Source organism: Luteimonas huabeiensis HB2, assembly GCF_000559025.1.
GTDB classification, from domain to species: domain Bacteria; phylum Pseudomonadota; class Gammaproteobacteria; order Xanthomonadales; family Xanthomonadaceae; genus Luteimonas; species Luteimonas huabeiensis.
The window spans coordinates 98,625-115,179 of sequence record NZ_JAAN01000010.1 but is presented as its reverse complement, the minus strand read 5'-3'; the positions used below and the strand labels follow the sequence as shown (position 1 = coordinate 115,179).

General features: G+C 73.8%; 14 protein-coding genes. 12 read left to right on the top strand and 2 right to left on the bottom strand.

The features are described from left to right. Window positions 1-42: 42 nt before the first annotated feature. Window positions 43-1,875, bottom strand: a complete 1,833-nt coding sequence (gene glmS / locus Z164_RS0102325; RefSeq protein ID WP_024889132.1) for a glutamine--fructose-6-phosphate transaminase (isomerizing) — start codon at window positions 1,873-1,875, stop codon at window positions 43-45. A gap of 203 nt (window positions 1,876-2,078) precedes the next feature. Here glmS and Z164_RS0102320 point away from each other — a divergent pair, with 203 nt between their 5' ends. Both Z164_RS0102320 and Z164_RS0102315 read left to right on the top strand, forming a co-directional pair. Then, entirely contained in the window at window positions 2,079-2,522 is a 444-nt protein-coding gene (locus tag Z164_RS0102320) for a CopD family copper resistance protein (protein ID WP_024889131.1), read from the top strand. Window positions 2,523-2,556: 34 nt separating this feature from the next. Next, window positions 2,557-2,976: a group III truncated hemoglobin gene (locus Z164_RS0102315; protein ID WP_024889130.1), complete on the top strand. Its 420-nt coding sequence runs from the start codon at window positions 2,557-2,559 to the stop codon at window positions 2,974-2,976. Between the two features lie 6 nt (window positions 2,977-2,982). Here Z164_RS0102315 and Z164_RS23060 read toward each other — a convergent pair whose 3' ends face one another. Then, a complete protein-coding gene (locus Z164_RS23060; protein ID WP_024889129.1) occupies window positions 2,983-3,741 on the bottom strand; it encodes an energy transducer TonB family protein in 759 nt (252 codons plus the stop codon). A gap of 385 nt (window positions 3,742-4,126) precedes the next feature. Here Z164_RS23060 and Z164_RS0102305 point away from each other — a divergent pair, with 385 nt between their 5' ends. From Z164_RS0102305 to Z164_RS0102260, 10 genes are all read left to right on the top strand, one after another. Next, window positions 4,127-5,416 carry an efflux RND transporter periplasmic adaptor subunit gene (locus Z164_RS0102305; protein WP_043689010.1) on the top strand — a complete coding sequence of 430 codons (1,290 nt, stop codon included), beginning with the start codon at window positions 4,127-4,129 and terminating at the stop codon, window positions 5,414-5,416. 87 nt (window positions 5,417-5,503) lie between these two features. Beyond that, window positions 5,504-6,214, top strand: coding sequence for an ABC transporter ATP-binding protein (locus Z164_RS19840; RefSeq protein ID WP_043689008.1), 711 nt, complete (start codon window positions 5,504-5,506; stop codon window positions 6,212-6,214). Window positions 6,215-6,241: 27 nt separating this feature from the next. Next, a complete protein-coding gene (locus tag Z164_RS19835; RefSeq protein ID WP_043689007.1) occupies window positions 6,242-7,546 on the top strand; it encodes an ABC transporter permease in 1,305 nt (434 codons plus the stop codon). Further along, complete coding sequence (locus Z164_RS0102290; RefSeq protein ID WP_024889127.1) at window positions 7,543-8,778, top strand: ABC transporter permease; 1,236 nt, start codon at window positions 7,543-7,545, stop codon at window positions 8,776-8,778. The genes Z164_RS19835 and Z164_RS0102290 overlap by 4 nt, the downstream gene beginning before the upstream one ends. Next, window positions 8,778-10,100 carry an ABC transporter permease gene (locus Z164_RS0102285; protein WP_024889126.1) on the top strand — a complete coding sequence of 441 codons (1,323 nt, stop codon included), beginning with the start codon at window positions 8,778-8,780 and terminating at the stop codon, window positions 10,098-10,100. Before Z164_RS0102290 ends, Z164_RS0102285 begins: the two co-directional genes overlap by 1 nt. An 8-nt stretch (window positions 10,101-10,108) precedes the next feature. Next, window positions 10,109-11,323, top strand: coding sequence for an ABC transporter permease (locus Z164_RS0102280; protein ID WP_024889125.1), 1,215 nt, complete (start codon window positions 10,109-10,111; stop codon window positions 11,321-11,323). 18 nt (window positions 11,324-11,341) lie between these two features. Continuing rightward, on the top strand, window positions 11,342-12,649 hold the full coding sequence (locus Z164_RS0102275) for an ABC transporter permease (protein WP_024889124.1): 1,308 nt from the start codon (window positions 11,342-11,344) through the stop codon (window positions 12,647-12,649). Window positions 12,650-12,695: 46 nt separating this feature from the next. Beyond that, window positions 12,696-13,907 carry an ABC transporter permease gene (locus tag Z164_RS0102270; RefSeq protein ID WP_024889123.1) on the top strand — a complete coding sequence of 404 codons (1,212 nt, stop codon included), beginning with the start codon at window positions 12,696-12,698 and terminating at the stop codon, window positions 13,905-13,907. Window positions 13,908-13,914: 7 nt separating this feature from the next. Continuing rightward, the gene (locus Z164_RS0102265; RefSeq protein WP_024889122.1) at window positions 13,915-15,246 is read left to right on the top strand and encodes an ABC transporter permease; all 1,332 of its coding nucleotides are present in this window, start codon (window positions 13,915-13,917) and stop codon (window positions 15,244-15,246) included. Window positions 15,247-15,249: 3 nt separating this feature from the next. Beyond that, entirely contained in the window at window positions 15,250-16,494 is a 1,245-nt protein-coding gene (locus Z164_RS0102260; protein ID WP_043689005.1) for an FtsX-like permease family protein, read from the top strand. Window positions 16,495-16,555 lie beyond the last annotated feature (61 nt).

Sequence of the window (16,555 nt, the reverse complement as noted above, 5' to 3'; positions counted from 1 at the left end):
GATCGCGGTATCGCCGTCTGCGACACGGGCGTGACCGCGCGCCTACTCCACCGTCACCGACTTGGCCAGGTTGCGCGGCTTGTCCACGTCGGTGCCGCGGGCCAGGGCGGTGTGGTAGGCCAGCAGCTGCACCGGGATGGTGTGCACGATCGGGCTCAGCACGCCGACGTGGCGCGGGGTGCGGATCACGTGCACGCCCTCGGAGGGGCCGAAGCGGCTGTCGGCGTCGGTGAACACGAACAGCTCGCCGCCGCGCGCGCGCACCTCCTGCATGTTGGACTTGACCTTCTCCAGCAGCGAGTCCTTCGGCGCGATCACCACCACCGGCATGTCCGCGTCCACCAGGGCCAGCGGGCCGTGCTTGAGCTCGCCGGCCGGGTAGGCCTCGGCGTGGACGTAGGAGATCTCCTTGAGCTTGAGCGCGCCTTCCAGGGCGATCGGGTAGTGCACGCCGCGGCCGAGGAACAGCGCGTGCTGCCTGGAGGCGAAGCGCTCGGCCCAGCCGGCGATCTGCGGCTCCAGGTTCAGCGCGTGCTGCACGCTGCCGGGCAGGTGGCGCAGCGATTCGACGTAGGCCGCCTCGTCCTCCGCCGTCAGCCGCCCGCGGCCCTTGGCCAGGGTCGCGGCCAGCGCGAACAGGCCGACCAGCTGGGTGGTGAAGGCCTTGGTCGAGGCGACCCCGATCTCGGCGCCGGCACGGGTGTAGAACACCAGCCGGCTGGCGCGCGGGATCGCGCTCTCGGGCACGTTGCAGATCGACAGGGTGCGCGCGTGGCCGAGCGACTTGGCGTACTTCAGCGCCTCCATGGTGTCGAGCGTCTCGCCCGACTGGGAGATGGTGACCACCAGGTGATCCGGGTTCGCCACCGCGCGGCGGTAGCGGTACTCGCTGGCGATCTCCACGCTGCACGGCAGGTCGGCGATCGCCTCGATCCAGTAGCGCGCGACCAGGCCGGCGTAGTAGCTGGTGCCGCAGGCCAGGATCTGCACGCCGGTCACGCCGTCGAAGACCTCGGCGGCCTCGGCGCCGAACAGCGCGGGCCCGAAGCCGGCGGCGTCGATGATCGCCTCCAGCGTGTCGCCCAGCGCGCGCGGCTGCTCGTGGATCTCCTTCTGCATGAAGTGCCGGTGCGGGCCCAGCTCGAGCGAGGCCAGGGAGACGTCGGACAGGTGCTCGCGGCGGACGGTCTGCGTGCCCTCGGCGTCGAACACCCGCACCGCCTCGCGGGTCACCTCGGCGGTGTCGCCCTCCTCCAGGAAGATCACCCGGCGCGTGGCCTGCACGATGGCCGAGACGTCGGAGGCGATGAAGTTCTCGCCCTCGCCCAGGCCGATCAGCAGCGGGCAGCCCATGCGCGCGCAGACCATGCGGTCGGGCGCGTCGCGGCTGATCGCCGCCAGCGCGTAGGCGCCCTCCAGCTCGCGGGTGGTCGCCTGCAGCGCGCCCAGCAGGTCCAGGCCGCGGCCGAGGTGATGGTGGATCAGGTGGGCGATGACCTCGGTGTCGGTCTGCGACTCGAACGCGTAGCCCAGCGCCGTCAACCGCTCGCGCTGCGCCTCGTGGTTCTCGATGATGCCGTTGTGCACCAGCGCCACGCCGTGGCTGATGTGCGGGTGCGCGTTGGGCTCGGTCACGCCGCCGTGGGTGGCCCAGCGGGTGTGGCCGATGCCCAGCGTGGCGGCCAGGCCCTCGGCCCGCGCCGCGGCCTCCATCTCGGCTACCCGGCCGGTGCGGCGCACGCGGCGCACCTGGCCGCCGTCGTCGATGACGGCCAGCCCGGCCGAATCGTAGCCGCGGTACTCCAGCCGCTTCAGGCCCTCGACGAGGACCGGCACCACGTCGCGACCGGCGATCGCGCCCACGATTCCGCACATACCATCCGCTCCTGGGGGGAAACGACGCATTCTAACGGCGCGCGCCGCCGCGCCGGCAGGCCGCCGGGCGGCGGCCCAGGCACGGTTCACCGCGCGCGGGGCTTGATCCAGGTCATGGGTGCCGCGGCGGCGCGCGGCGATCATCGCCGCATGAGCCCCGCCGCGCCCCCGCTCCCCCGCGCCGCCGCCGGCACGCACCGGCCATGAGCGCCTACGCGCTGCTGCTGATCGCCCACCTATTCGCGGCCTTCGTGTTCGTGGGCACGGTGTTCTTCGAGGTCCTGGTGCTGGAGCGCGTGCGCCGCCACGTCCCCGCGCGTGCCATGCGCGCGGTCGAGATCGGCATCGGCCGGCGCGCGCGGCAGCTGATGCCCTGGGTGGTGGCGGTACTCTATGCCAGCGGCGCCGGCATGGCCTGGCGCTACCGCGACGCGCTGGCGCACCCGCTGGCCGGCAGCTTCGGGCTGCTGCTGACGATCAAGATCGCGCTGGCGCTGAGCGTGCTCGGCCATTTCCTGTTCGCGATGCGGCTGCGCGGGCGGGGCCGGCTGGTGGCCGGCACGTTCCGCCGCATCCATCTCAGCCTGTTCTGCCACATGGCCGGCATCGTACTGCTGGCCAAGGCGATGTTCCACCTGGGCTGGTGACCCCATCGCCCGCCCCACGCCACGAGGTCCGCCCATGTCCGCCACGCCCCCGTCCGTTCCCGAGCCCTGCTGCAGCGAGGAGGAGATCGTCGCGCTGGTGCACCGCTTCTATGCGCGCGTGCGCCGCGACCCGGACCTCGGCCCGATGTTCGAGCGCCACGTCGACGACTGGGACGCGCACCTGGCGCAGCTGGTCGATTTCTGGTCGACGATGCTGCTGGGCACGCGCCGCTTCAGCGGCGCGCCGATGCCGCGACACATGGCGCTGCCGGGGCTGACCGCGGCGCGCTTCGAGCGCTGGCTGGCACTGTTCGGCGAGACCACCGCCGAGCTGGGCAACCCCGCGCTCAAGGCCGAGGCCGACGCCCGCGCCGCGCAGATCGCCGATCGCTTCTGGCAGCGCTACCGCATCGAGGGCCACGACGCGCTGCACGGCGGCGGCGCGACCCGGTAGGGCCTATCAGCGCACGAAGAACTCCACCGGGATCGACAGCACCACCTCGTCGGGCAGGTGCGCGGGCACCGGCGGCAGCGGCGAGGCGCGGTGGAAGGTCTCCACCGCGGCGGCATCCAGGCGCCGCGAGCCCGACGAGCGCTCCAGTTCTGCCGACAGCACGCGGCCGCTGCGGTCGAGCCGCGCGCGCACCACGGCGATCCCTTCCTCGCCGCGCGCGCGCGACGCGGTGGGGTAGTGGCGGAACTCGGCCAGGCGCGCCATCACCCGCGCCTCCCACGCCGGGTCGGGGCGACCGGCCAGGGTCGGCGCCGGCGGCCCGGACTGGCTCGGCGGCGCGGCCGCCTGCGACGGCGGGCCGGGCGCGTCCGCGGCCTCGCGCGGCGGTGCCGGCGAGGCGGCGGGCAGCGCGGGTGCGTCGCCGGGCACCGGCGGCGGCGGCTCCGGCTCGGGCTGCGGCGGCAGCGGCTCGGGCGGCGGTCGGCGTTCCAGCGGCGGCGCCGGCTCGGCCTGGCGCGGCGCCTCGGCGGCCTCGGGCGAGACCTCGGGGGCGATCCGCTCCTCGACCGGCAGCACCGGGGCGGCGTCGGGCAGGAACACCACGCTGATCACCGCCGGCTCGGGCGGAGGCGGCGGCTGCGCCGCCGGGCCGCCCAGCAGCAGCGAGGCCGCCAGCATGTGCACGGCGACGGTCGCCGCGGCCGCGACGCCGCGTGCCCCGCCCTCGCCGCGACGGCCGCCGCGGCCGGTACCGGACTTGCGCACGGCCACCCTCAGGCCCCCGGCGCGAAGCCGGGCGCGGCACCCGCCGCCGCCCGCGGCGCACGTCCTGGACGCGTCCCAGGCCGGCGCGCGCCGGCGCGCGACGCCCGCGCGCATCCGGCAGCGGCAGGGCGGACGCCGGACACGGCCAGGAACTTGGGGAACGCCATCGGAACGCGGCTCGCGAAACATCGAGAATGATTCGCATTTTCTCATACAACCGCGCGTCCCCGCACGGGGACGGCAGCGCGCGGACGCGGGCGCGGACGTCCGCCCGCCCCGGCGGACACCCCGGCAACGCGAAGAATTTCCTTTTCATTCAAATGGATAGCCGTTGGCACGCATCCTGCTTAAGGTCAAGCACGCCTTCGCAAGACAGCCCGCCCGCATGAACCGACCGACCCCGATCCGCGATACCGCCGCCCAGGACGCCGTGCGCGTCGCGCCCGGCCGCGCCCGCCGCCTGCGCCGCTGGCTGCCCGCGGCAGCGGTGGCGCTGGCGGTGCTGGCCGGCCTCGGCTGGGTGGTGGCCGGGTGGGCCGGCGGCGCGCGTTCCTACGACGCAGCGCGCCTGCGCATCGCCGAGGTCGGCCGCGGCGATCTGGTCCGCGACATCAGCGCCGAAGGCCGGGTCATCGCCGCCAACAACCCCACCCTGTACGCGATCGCCAGCGGCGCGGTGACGCTGAAGGTGGTGGCCGGCGACATCGTCAAGCAGGGCCAGGTGCTGGCCGAGATCGACAGCCCGGAACTGCGCAGCAAGCTGGTGCAGGAGGAATCCACCCTGGCCAGCCTGCAGGCCGAGGCCGACCGCGCCGCGCTGGACGCGCGCATCGCCCGCGCCGAGGCGCGCAAGCTGCTGGACCAGGCCGAGATCGACCGCACCGCCGCCGAACGCGACCTGCAGCGCTACCAGCGCGCGTTCGACGCCGGCGTGGTCGCGCAGGTGGACCTGGCCAAGGCCGAGGACACCCTGAAGAAGACCGACATCGGCCTGGCCTCCGCGCGCGAGGACGCCACCCTGCAAGGCCAGGGCGCCGCGCTCGACGCGCGCAACAAGCAGTTGCTGGCCGACCGCCAGCGCGCGGTGGTCGCCGAGGCGCGGCGCCAGGTCGAGGCGCTGACCCTGCGCGCCCCCTTCGACGGCCAGGTCGGCCAGGTGCAGGCGGTCCAGCACAGCAACGTGGCCGCCAACGCGCCGGTGCTGGGGGTGGTGGACCTGTCGGTGTTCGAGGTCGAGATCAAGGTGCCGGAGAGCTTCGCCCGCGACCTGGGGATCGGCATGCCGGCCGAGATCCGCAGCGGCGCCGAGGTGTTCCCGGCCGAGGTCTCGGCGGTGTCGCCGGAAGTGGTCAGCGGCGAGGTCGCCGCGCGGGTGCGCTTCAGCGAGCGGCAGCCGCCGGGCCTGCGCCAGAACCAGCGCCTGACCGCGCGCATCGTGCTCGACACCCGCCGCGACGTGGTCCAGGTCGAGCGCGGCCCGTTCCTCGACCAGCTCGGCGGCCGCTTCGCCTACGTGGTGCAGGGCAATACCGCCGTGCGCCGCCCGATCGAGGCCGGCGCCAGCAGCCTGTCGGCGGTGGAGATCGTCTCCGGCCTGCAGCCCGGCGAGCGCGTGGTGGTCTCGGGCAGCGACCTGTTCGACAACGCCGAGCGCGTGCGCATCTCCGGAGACTGAGCATGCCCCGCGTCGTTGCGCCCGCACCCTCCCGCATCCGCGGCTGACCGCCGCCCCTTCCGCATCCCGTCCGCCCGGAGTCCGTCCATGCTGCACATGCAAGCCCTCGCCAAGGTCTACCGCACCGAACTCGTCGAGACCCACGCCCTGCGCGCGCTCGACCTGCACGTGCGCGAAGGGGAATTCGTCGCCGTCACCGGGCCCTCCGGCTCCGGCAAGACCACCTTCCTCAACATCGCCGGCCTGCTGGAAACCTTCACCGGCGGCGACTACCGCCTCGACGGCGTCGACGTGAAGGGACTCGACGACAACCAGCGCTCGCGGCTGCGCAACGAGAAGATCGGCTTCATCTTCCAGGGCTTCAACCTGATCCCCGATCTCGACCTGTTCGACAACGTGGACGTGCCGCTGCGCTACCGCGGCATGCCCGCGGCCGAGCGCAAGCGGCGGATCGAGGAGGCGCTGACGATGGTCGGGCTGGCCTCGCGCATGAAGCACTACCCGGCCGAACTCTCGGGCGGCCAGCAGCAGCGCGTGGCGATCGCCCGCGCGCTGGCCGGCAGCCCGCGCCTGCTGCTGGCCGACGAGCCCACCGGCAACCTGGACTCGCAGATGGCGCGCAGCGTGATGGAATTGCTGGAGGACATCCACCGCCAGGGCGCGACCATCGTGATGGTCACCCACGACCCGGAGCTGGCCGCGCGCGCGCAGCGCAACGTGCACATCGTCGACGGCATGGTCACCGACATCGTGCGCGAGCCGGCGACGGCTCAGGCCGCCCCCCACGGCGCCGCCTGAGCGTCGCCGCCTCGACGGACCCGACCGATGCTCGCCCACGACATCGCCCTGGCCCTGCGCAGCCTGCGCAGGACGCCGCTGTCGAGCGCGCTGATGGTGCTGGCGGTCGCGCTGGGCATCGGCACGGCCATGACCATGCTCGTGGTCCTGCGCAACCTGTCCGGCGATCCGCTGCCCCAGCGCAGCGCGGTCCTCTACCACCCGCAGGTCGATCCGCGGCCGCTCGGCGCCGGCGACGATCCGGAACCGCCCGACGACCTCACCTGGCACGACGCGACGGCCCTGTTCGAGCTGCCCGCGCCCCGCCGCACGATGACCAGCAGCAACTGGCTGCCGGTGCGCGCCGACGAGCGCGCGCCGCCGACGATGCAGACCACGCGCGCGGCCACCGCCGATTTCTTCCCCATGTTCGACGTGCCGTTCCTGCACGGGCGCGGCTGGACCGCGGAGGAGGACGCGGCGCGCGCGCAGGTCGTGGTGCTCGATCGCGATCTGAGCCAGCGCCTGTTCGGCGGCGGCGACAGCGTCGGCCGCGAGCTGACCATCGCCACGCGCAGCTTCCGCGTGATCGGCGTCGTCGATCGCTGGAACCCGCAGCCGCGCTTCTACGACCTCAATTCCGGCGCGTTCGACGCCGAGCCGGTCGGCATGTTCGTGCCGTTCTCGGCCTGGATGGACCTGCCGCAGGACTACGGCTACGGCCCGATGCGCTGCTGGGGCGACGACCCCGGCGCCGGCCTGCACGATCCGAAGACGCCGCACTGCACCTGGGTGCAGTTCTGGGTCGAGCTGGCGACGCCGGCCCAGGTCGAGGGGTATCGCGCGGCGCTGGCGGCCTACAGCCGGGCGCAGGCGGAATCGGGCCGTTTCGAGCGGCCGCCCAACGTGCGCCTGCGCGGGCTGGTGGACTGGCTCGACCACAAGCGGGTGATCCCGCAGACCGTGCGCATGCAGGCCTGGATCGCATTCGGCGTGCTGCTGGTGTGCCTGCTCAATACGCTGGGCCTGATGCTGGCCAAGTTCCTGCGCAAGTCCAGCGAGATCGGCATCCGCCGCTGCCTCGGCGCGAGCCGGCGCGCGATCTTCGCCCAGTGCCTGACCGAGGCCGGCACCCTCGGCCTGGCCGGCGGCCTGCTCGGGCTGCCGCTGGCCTGGCTCGGGCTGTGGCTGGTGCGCCAGCAACCGGTCCAGTACGCGGCGCTGGCGAAGCTGGATCCGGCGATGCTGGCCGCGGCGCTGGGCCTGGCGATCGCCGCCACCCTGTGCGCCGGGCTGTGGCCGGCGTGGCGGGCCTCGCGGGTGGCGCCCGCGCTGCAGGTGAAGTCGCTATGAGGACGGCGACGGACATCCGGCCGATCCTGTCGGCGCTGCGCGCGCACCGCGCCGCCGCCTGCCTGCTGGCGCTGGAGATCGCGCTGACGCTGGCGGTGCTGTGCAACCTCGTGCACGTCGTCTCGGGCACGATCCGGCGCGCCGGTACGCCCAGCGGCGTGCCCGAGGCCGACATCGGCCTGATCCAGAGCATCGGCGTCATCGGCACCGAGAATCCGGGCACCACCGGCGGCAGCCTGGCGGCGCTGGGCGCGGTGCCCGGGGTGGAGGCGGCCGCGTTCGGCGCCGCGCCGTTCTGGGCCGACGGGCCGCTGCCGCTGTTCCGCGAACCCGGCGGCGCGCAGGTGCCCGTCGCGCGGGCGCACCTGTTCCTGGGCAGCCAGGGCCTGGACCGGGCGCTCGACGTGCGGGTCATCGAGGGGCGCGCCCTGCGCGACGACGAGTTGCCCTCGATCGCCGAGCTGATGGCCGCCAGCGGCCCGGTCCAGGCGCCGGCGCTGATCACCCGCGCCCTGGCCGCACGCGCGTTCCCGGACGGGACGGCGCTCGGCCGCCACCTGTACGGCACCGTCTACGGCACCTCGATCCGCTTCCGCATCGTCGGCGTGATCGACTCGCTGCGGGCCGAGATCACCGGCCGCGGCAGCGACGACGAATCCCTGCTCACCCAGATGCGCGTCGGCGACGAAGGACTCGGCGGACTGTACGTGGTGCGCAGCGCGCCCGGCCGGCTGAGCGAGGTGCTGCCGCAGGCGGCGCGTGCGATGCGCGAGCACAACCCCGGGCACGTCCAGCAGCGGGTGACCACGGTCGCGCAGTCGCGCGAGCGCGCCTTCCGCGGCGAACGCGCCACCGCCGCCATCCTGGTCGCGATCATGGCGATCGTGCTGCTGGTGACCGCGCTGGGCATCGGCGGCCTGGCCAGCTTCTGGGTCCAGCAGCGCACGCGCCAGATCGGCGTGCGCCGCGCGCTCGGCGCCACCCGCGGCGACATCCTGCGCTACTTCCAGGTCGAGAACCTGCTCATCGTCGGCGCCGGCACGGCGCTGGGCACGGCGCTGGCGTTCGCGATCAACCAATGGCTGATGCAGCGCTTCGAGCTGGAGCGGCTGGATCCGGCCACCGCGGCCGCCGGCGCGCTCGCGGTCTGCGTGCTCGGCCAGCTCGCCGTGCTCGGGCCCGCCCTGCGCGCGGCCGCCGTCCCTCCCGCCGTCGCGACCCGGAGCGCATGATGCTCGGCTACTACCTCAAGCTCGCCCTGCGCAGCCTGCGGCGCAACCAGGCGCTCACCGCGCTGATGATCGTCGCCATCGCGGTGGGCATCGGCGCGTGCATGACCACGCTGACGGTGATGCGGCTGCTGTCCGGCGATCCACTGCCGGGCCGCAGCCAGCGGATCTTCTATCCGCAGGTGGATGCGCTGTCCACCGACCGCCTGCGGCGCGACCCGCCCGACATGCTCGACTACGTCTCCGCCATGGATCTGTGGCGGGCCCGGCGCGCCGACCGCCAGGCCATCGTCGTCGACAGCCGGATCAAGCTGCAGTCGCCGGACACCCGGCAGCCGCCGCTGATGACGCAGATGCTGTCCACCCACGCGGACTTCTTCCCGATGTTCGGCGCGCCGTTCGCCCACGGCGGCGGCTGGAGCGCGGAAGACGACGACAGGCGCTCGCGCGTGGCGGTGATCTCGCACGACCTCAACGAAAAGCTCTTCGCCGGCGCCGACAGCGTCGGGCGCAGCCTGCTGGTGCGCGGCAGCCAGGTGCGCATCGTCGGCGTGCTCGCGCCGTGGCGGCCGTCGCCGCTGTTCTACACCCTGGCCGGCGGCAACTTCTCGCAAGGCGATACCGCCAGCTTCTACGGGCGCAGCCAGGACGTGTTCGTGCCGTTCCAGACCGGGCTCGAAATCAACGACGGGCATTTCCAGCAGTTCACCTGCAACGCGCTGCCGCCGGTGCCGGGGCGCCTGCAGAACAGCGATTGCGTGTGGCTGCAGCTGTGGGTGCAGCTCGACAGCGCCACCAAGGTCGCCGACTACCGCCGCTTCGTCGCCGACTATGCCGCGCAGCAGAAGGCCCTGGGGCGGATCCGCTTCCCCGACAACGCGCGCGTGCTGTCGCTGATGGACTGGCTCGACTACAACCGCGTGGTCCCGCGCGACGCCCGCCTGCAGACCTGGCTGGCGCTGGCGTTCCTGGCCATCTGCCTGTTCAACACCGTCGGCCTGCTGCTGGCCAAGTTCCTGCGCCGCAGCGGCGAGATCGGCGTGCGCCGCGCCCTCGGCGCCCCGCGCGGGGAAATCTTCAAGCAATGCCTGACCGAAGCCGGGCTGATCGGACTGGCCGGGGGGCTCCTGGGCTGGCTGCTGACCCTGCTGGGGCTGTGGGCGGTGCGCCGGCAGCCGGTGGAATACGCCGACCTGGTGCGCCTGGACGTGTCGATGTTCGCGCTGACGTTCGCGCTGGCCATCGGCGCCAGCCTCGCCGCCGGGGTGTTCCCGGCCTTCCGTGCCAGCCGGATCGTCCCGGCCATGCAACTCAAGACGCTGTGAGGGCCGCCATGGCAATCCGCCCCATCCTGTCCGCGCTCGGCCGCCATCGCGTCGCGGTCAGCCTGATCGTGCTCGAGATCGCCCTGGCCTGCGCGGTGCTGTGCAACGCCTTCTTCCTGGTCGCCGGGCGCCTGGCGCTGATGCGCATCGACAGCGGCGTCGACGAATCCGCCCTGGCCACGGTCGCCCTGAGCGGCTGCGACGGCTGCGGCCATGCCGACGTCAACGGGCGCGTGCTCGGCGCGCTGCGCGCCATTCCCGGCGTGCAGGCGGCCGGCAGCGTCAACACCGTGCCGTTCGGCCCGCGCGCCGGCTATGCCGGCATCCACCTGGATCCGGACGGAACCCACTGGGGCGGCGTGGTGCATTTCTACACCGCCGATGCCGGCGCCATCGAAGCGCTCGGGCTGCGGCCGGTGCGCGGCCGCGCCTTCGCCGCCGAGGACTTCCAGCCGATCGACAACTTCCTCCCCGCCGACGCCCAGGTCTGGATCACCCGATCGCTGGCCGAGCACCTGTGGCCCGGCGAAGACCCGTTGGGGAAGGACATCTGGAGCGCGGGCCACTTCCGCGTGGCCGGCGTGCTCGATCATTTCGCGGTCACCGACCCGGGCCGCAGCGAGGAAGGCCTGCGCGGCGCGGACTGGTCGATCGTCGTGCCGGTCGGCGGCGATGCGCAGTCGGGCAGCTACGTGCTGCGCGCCGACCCGCGCGACCTGCCGGGCGTGGCGCAGGCCGCGCGCGAGGCGGTGGCCCGCGCGGTGCCGGAGTCGGTCGTCGACCAGCAGCAAAGCCGCACGCTGGCCGAACTGCGCCAACGCCATTTCCAGGGCGATCGGGCCATGGCCGGGCTGCTGCTGACGGTGATCGCGGCCATGCTGCTGGTCACCGCGCTGGGCATCGTCGGCCTGGCCAGCTTCTGGGTGCAGCAGCGCACCAAGCAGATCGGCATCCGCCGCGCGCTGGGCGCGACCCGCGGCGACATCCTGCGCTATTTCCAGACCGAGAACCTGCTCCTGGCCAGCGCCGGCATCGGGCTGGGCATGCTGCTGGCCTACGGCGGCAACCTGCTGCTGATGGACGTCTTCGAACTCCAGCGCCTGCCGTTGCGCTACCTGCCCATCGGCGCCTGCCTGCTGTGGGCGCTGGGCCAGCTCGCCGTGCTCGGCCCCGCGCTGCGCGCGGCCGCCATTCCCCCCGCCGTCGCCACCCGCAGCGCCTGAGGCGCCGGAGACCCGCCCATGTTCGCCTACTACGCCAACCTCGCCCTGCGCAGCTTCCGCCGCAACAAGGTGCTTACCGCGCTGGCGGTCCTGGCCATCGCGCTGGGCATCGGCGCCTGCATGACCACGCTGACGGTGTTCCGCGTGCTGTCGGGCGACCCGATCCCGCACAAGAGCGACCGCCTGCTCTACGTGCAGCTGGACGCGCCGAACATGGCCGAGTACCGGCCCGGCGAGGAACCCGAGGAGCAGCTGACCCGCTTCGATGCCGAGTCCCTGCTGCGGGAGGCCCGCGGCGCGCGGCAGGCGATGATGAGCGGCGGCTACGTCCCCGTACAGCCGGCCGATGCGGCGCGCGCGGCCACGTTCGTCGACGGCCGCTACACCTCCGCCGACTTCTTCGCGATGTTCGACGTGCCGTTCGCGCACGGACAAGGCTGGGCCGCCGCGGACGACGAGGCGCGCGCGCGGGTGGCGGTGATCTCCCACGAGCTCAACCAGACCCTGTTCGGCGGCGAGAACAGCGTCGGGCGCAGCCTGCGCGCGGGCGAGACCGAGTTCCGCATCGCCGGCGTGCTGGCGCCGTGGCGGCCGGTGCCCAAGTTCTACGACCTCACCACCGGGCGCTTCGGCGCGGTGGAATCGCTGTTCGTGCCGTTCGCCACCGCGATGGACGACACCGTGAAGCTGGACACCTCCGGCAACACCAACTGCTGGGCCAGCAGCAGCGGCGATTCCCGCGCCCCGAACGCGCCCTGCGCCTGGGTCCAGTACTGGGTGGAACTGGCCTCGCCGGACGAGGCCGCGGACTACCGCGCCTACCTGATCGATTACTCCGCGCGCCAGCGCGCGGCCGGGCGCTTCGAGCGGCCGGACAACGTCCGCGCGCGCACGGTGACGGAATGGCTGGCATTCAAGGAGGTCGTGCCGAGCGACGTGCGCCTGCAGGTGTGGCTGGCGTTCGCCTTCCTGGCAGTGTGCCTGGTCAACACCGTCGGCCTGCTGCTGGCCAAGTGCCTGCGGCGCGCGCCCGAGATCGGCGTGCGCCGGGCGCTGGGCGCGCCGCGGCGGGCGATCTTCGCCCAGTTCCTGGTCGAGGCCGGCGCGATCGGCCTGGCCGGCGGCCTGGCCGGACTGCTGCTGGCGCTGCTGGGCCTGTGGGCGGTGCGCCAGCAGCCGGCGGCCTACGCCAAGCTGGCCCACCTCGATCCCACCATGCTCGCGACCACCTTCGCCTTCGCGATCGCGGCCAGCCTGATCGCCGGCGTGCTGCCGGCCTGGCGGGCGATGCGCATCGCCCCCGCCATCCAGCTCAAGTCGCAGTGAGGCCGGGCGCCGTCCCGGCGCCCGCCCGACCGCCCCGGAGAAGCCCATGGAATTCCGTCCCATCCTGTCCTCCCTGCGCCGCCACAAGACCGCCGCGGCGCTGATCGTGCTGGAGGTCGCGCTGACCTGCGCGATCGTGTGCAACGCCATCTTCCTGATCGGCCAGCGCGTGGAGCGCATGCAGATGCCCAGCGGCGTGGCGGAGAACGAACTGCTGCGCATCCAGGCCATCAGCGCGCGCACGCGCACCGGCGGACGCGCCATGATCGAGGAGGATCTGGCCGCGCTGCGCGCGGTGCCCGGGGTGACCCACGCCGCCGCCGGCAACCAGCTGCCGTTCGGCAATTCCAGCAACAACAGCGGCGTGCGCCTGAGTCCCGAGCAGGACAGCAGCACCCTCAACGCCGCGGTGTACTCGGGCAGCGAGGACCTGGTGGAGACGCTGGGCCTGCGCCTGGTCGCCGGGCGCGGTTTCGCTCCCGACGAATTCGTCGACGCCGAGGCGCTGGAGCGCGACGAGCGCCTGGGCGTGCCGGCGGCCATCCTCAACCGCCGGATGGCCGAGCGCCTGTTCCCGGGCGAGGACGCGGTGGGCAAGGTGTTCTACAGCTGGGGCGAGGCGCCGATCCGCGTGGTCGGCGTGGTCGAGGAACTGGTCCGCCCCAACAGCTTCGGGCTCGGCCAGTACGCGATGGTGCTTCCGGTGCGCTACAACCAGGCCGGCGTGAACTACCTGATCCGCACCGAGCCCGGCCGCCGCGCCGAGGTGCTGGCGGCCTCGCTGGAGGCGCTGAACCGGATCGATCCCAACCGCGTGGTCGCCAATGCCGACGTCTTCACCGATCTGCGCGAGCGCTTCTTCGCCCAGGACCGGGCGATGGCCTGGCTGCTAACGGTCGTGATCGCGGCGCTGCTGGTGGTGACCGCGCTGGGCATCGTCGGCCTGGCCAGCTTCTGGGTCCAGCAGCGCAACAAGCAGATCGGCATCCGCCGCGCGCTGGGCGCGACCCGCGGGCAGATCCTGCGCTATTTCCAGGCCGAGAACTTCCTGCTCGCCGGCATCGGCATCGCGCTGGGCATGCTGCTGGCCTACGGGCTCAACCAGTGGCTGATGGCGCGCTACGAGATCCCGCGGCTGCCGCTGTCCTACCTGCCGGCGGGCGCGATCGCGCTGTGGCTGCTGGGCCAGATCGCGGTGTACTGGCCGGCCCGGCGCGCCGCGGCGGTACCGCCGGCGGTCGCCACGCGCTCGGCCTGACCCGGCGATGCGCTACGCGATCGCGCTCGGCCTGCGCGGCCTGACCCGGCACCCGCGCACCATGGCGCTGGCGGTGCTGCTGCTCGCGCTGGGCCTGGCCGCGGTGACCTGCATGCTCACGCTGCTGTCGATGCTCTCGGGCGATCCGCTGCCCGGCGTCAGCGAGAACCTGTACCTGGCCACGGCGGACTCGCGCCAGGCCGAGCGCGGTACCGAGTCCGCGGATCCCGACCGCGACGCGCCGCAGTTCCTGTGGAAGCTCGACGATGCCCGCGCGATGATGGCGACGTTCCCGCAGGCGCGGCAGGCGGCGCTGATGACCACGCCGCTGCAGCTGCGCACGCCCGACGGGGCGCGCAGCCGCAACGGCCACGCGGTGCTCGCGGAGGGGCCGATGCCGGCGATGTTCGGCGTGCCGCTGCGCAGCGGCCGCTTCTGGACGCCGCAGGAGGCGGCCGAGGGCGCGCGCGTGGTCGTGGTCGACGAGGCGACCAGCGTGGCGCTGCTGGGCACCGCCGACGGCGTCGGTCGCGACCTGCGGATCGGCGAGGGCCTGTTCCGGGTGATCGGCGTCGGCGGCGCCTGGGCGCCGCAGCCGCGCTTCCACTTCCTGCAACCGGCCGACGACGCCTGGCGCGGGCGCGGCGCGGACATCGCCTTCCTGCCGGTGCGCGCGGCGCTGGACGCGGGCGTGGCGCCGGTCGGCAGCCGCCAGTGCGACGATCATGGCGTCGGCGGCTTCGGCTTCGATCGCGTGGATCTCGGCGCCTGCCGCTGGCTGGCGCTGTGGGCGGAACTGCGCGGGCCCGAAGACCGCAAGGCGTACGCGGCCGCACTGGCGGCCTTCGCCCAGGCCCGCCACGAAGCCGGCGCCTGGGAGCGCGCGCCGGCGACGCGGCTGTACGGCGTGCGCGAATGGCTGGCGGCCAACCGCGTGGTGCCCGACAGCGTGCGCCTGAACCTGTGGCTGGCGCTGGGTCTGCTGGCGCTGTGCATGGTCAACGTCGCCGGCCTGCTCGCCGCGCGCTTCCTGCGCCGCGCCGGCGAGCTGGGCGTGCGCCGCGTGCTCGGCGCGCCGCGGCGCTCGGTGGTCGTGCAGTGCCTGGTGGAGGCCGGCACCGCCGGCGTCGCCGGCGGCCTGCTGGCGCTGCCGCTGACCCTGTTCGGCCTGTGGGTGATCCGCCTGCAGGACCACGGCTATACCGATCTCGCGCGGCTGGACCTGCGCCTGTCGGCGCTCTTGATGGCGCTGTCGCTGGCGGTCGGCCTGCTGGTCGGGCTGCTGCCCGCGCTGCGCGCCGCGCGCCTGGCGCCGGTCCTCCAGGTCAAGAGTCTCTGAGCCATGTCCTTGCCGCCCCTGCGCCCCATCCTCTCCGCCCTGCGCCGGCACCCGCTGATGCCGGCGCTCATCGCCGCGCAGATCTGCATCGCCTGCGCGATCCTGCTCAACGCCGCGTTCGAGCTGCAGCGCCAGGCCGCGCCGCTGCTGGTCGACGACGGCATCGCGCGCGGGCGCCTGCTGCTGGTCGATCAGTTGGTCTCGCGCGAGGGCATGTGGCGGCCGGCGCAGATCCGCGCCGGCGCCGACGCGCTGCGCGCGCTGCCCGGGGTGGAAGCGGTCGCGCCGGCGCTGGGGCTGCCGATGAAGCAGTCGATGTCGTTCGTGCTGCGCACCCGCAGCCCGTCGGGCGTGGTCGCCAGCGCCAGCGGCTTCGTCGGCGAGGGGCTGCGCGAGGCGCTCGGCCTAGAGCTGGTGCGCGGCCGCGACTTCGCGCCGGAAGAACACTTCGACATCGACCTGTCCAGCGGCGGCATCGACCTCCCGCCCGGCACCCCGGCGATCCTGACCGAGGCGCTGGCGCGGCACTACTTTCCCGACGGCGACGCGCTGGGCGGGCGGCTGGAGCAGGCGGACGGCGCCGGCCACCTGGTGGTGGTGGGCGTGGTCCGCCACTTGCTGCGCTACCAGCTCGACGCGCTCGACGGCGGCCAGGCCGAGTTCTCGATGCTGCTGCCGGCGCGGATCGTCTCGGTGCCGCTGCTGACCTACGCCGTCCGCGCCGACCCCGCGCAGCGCGACCAGGTGCGCGAAGCGGCGCTGGCGGCGCTGTCGCGCGAATTCGAGACCAGCCGCATGCCCGGGCTGGAAGCCAGCGTGGACGCCTACGAGCCCCTGCGCGCGGCCGCGTTCCGGCCGCGCCGGGCCGCGCTGTGGCTGCTGGGCACGGTGATCGCGGTGATGTCGGTGGTGACCGCTGTCGGCATCGCCGGGCTGTCGGCCTACTGGGTCGAGCAGCGCCGGCGCACGATCGGCATCCGCCGCGCGCTCGGCGCGCGCCGCGGCGACATCGTGCGGTACTTCCTGGCCGAGAACGCGGTGGTGGTCGGCGCCGGGCTGCTGCCGGGGCTGGCCGCCGCCTACGCCATCAACCAGTGGCTGATGCGCGAGTACGAGCTCGCGCGCCTGCCGCTGGCCTACCTGCCGCTGGGCGCGCTGGCGCTGTGGCTGCTCGGCCTGTGCGCGGCCTGGGGACCGGCCCGTCGCGCGGCCGCCGTCGCCCCGGCGGTGGCCGCGCGCGGCCCATGAGCCGCGCGCGCCCGGCCGGCGGCACCGGTTCCGATAAGCTCTCCCGCGTGACGCCCCAGGA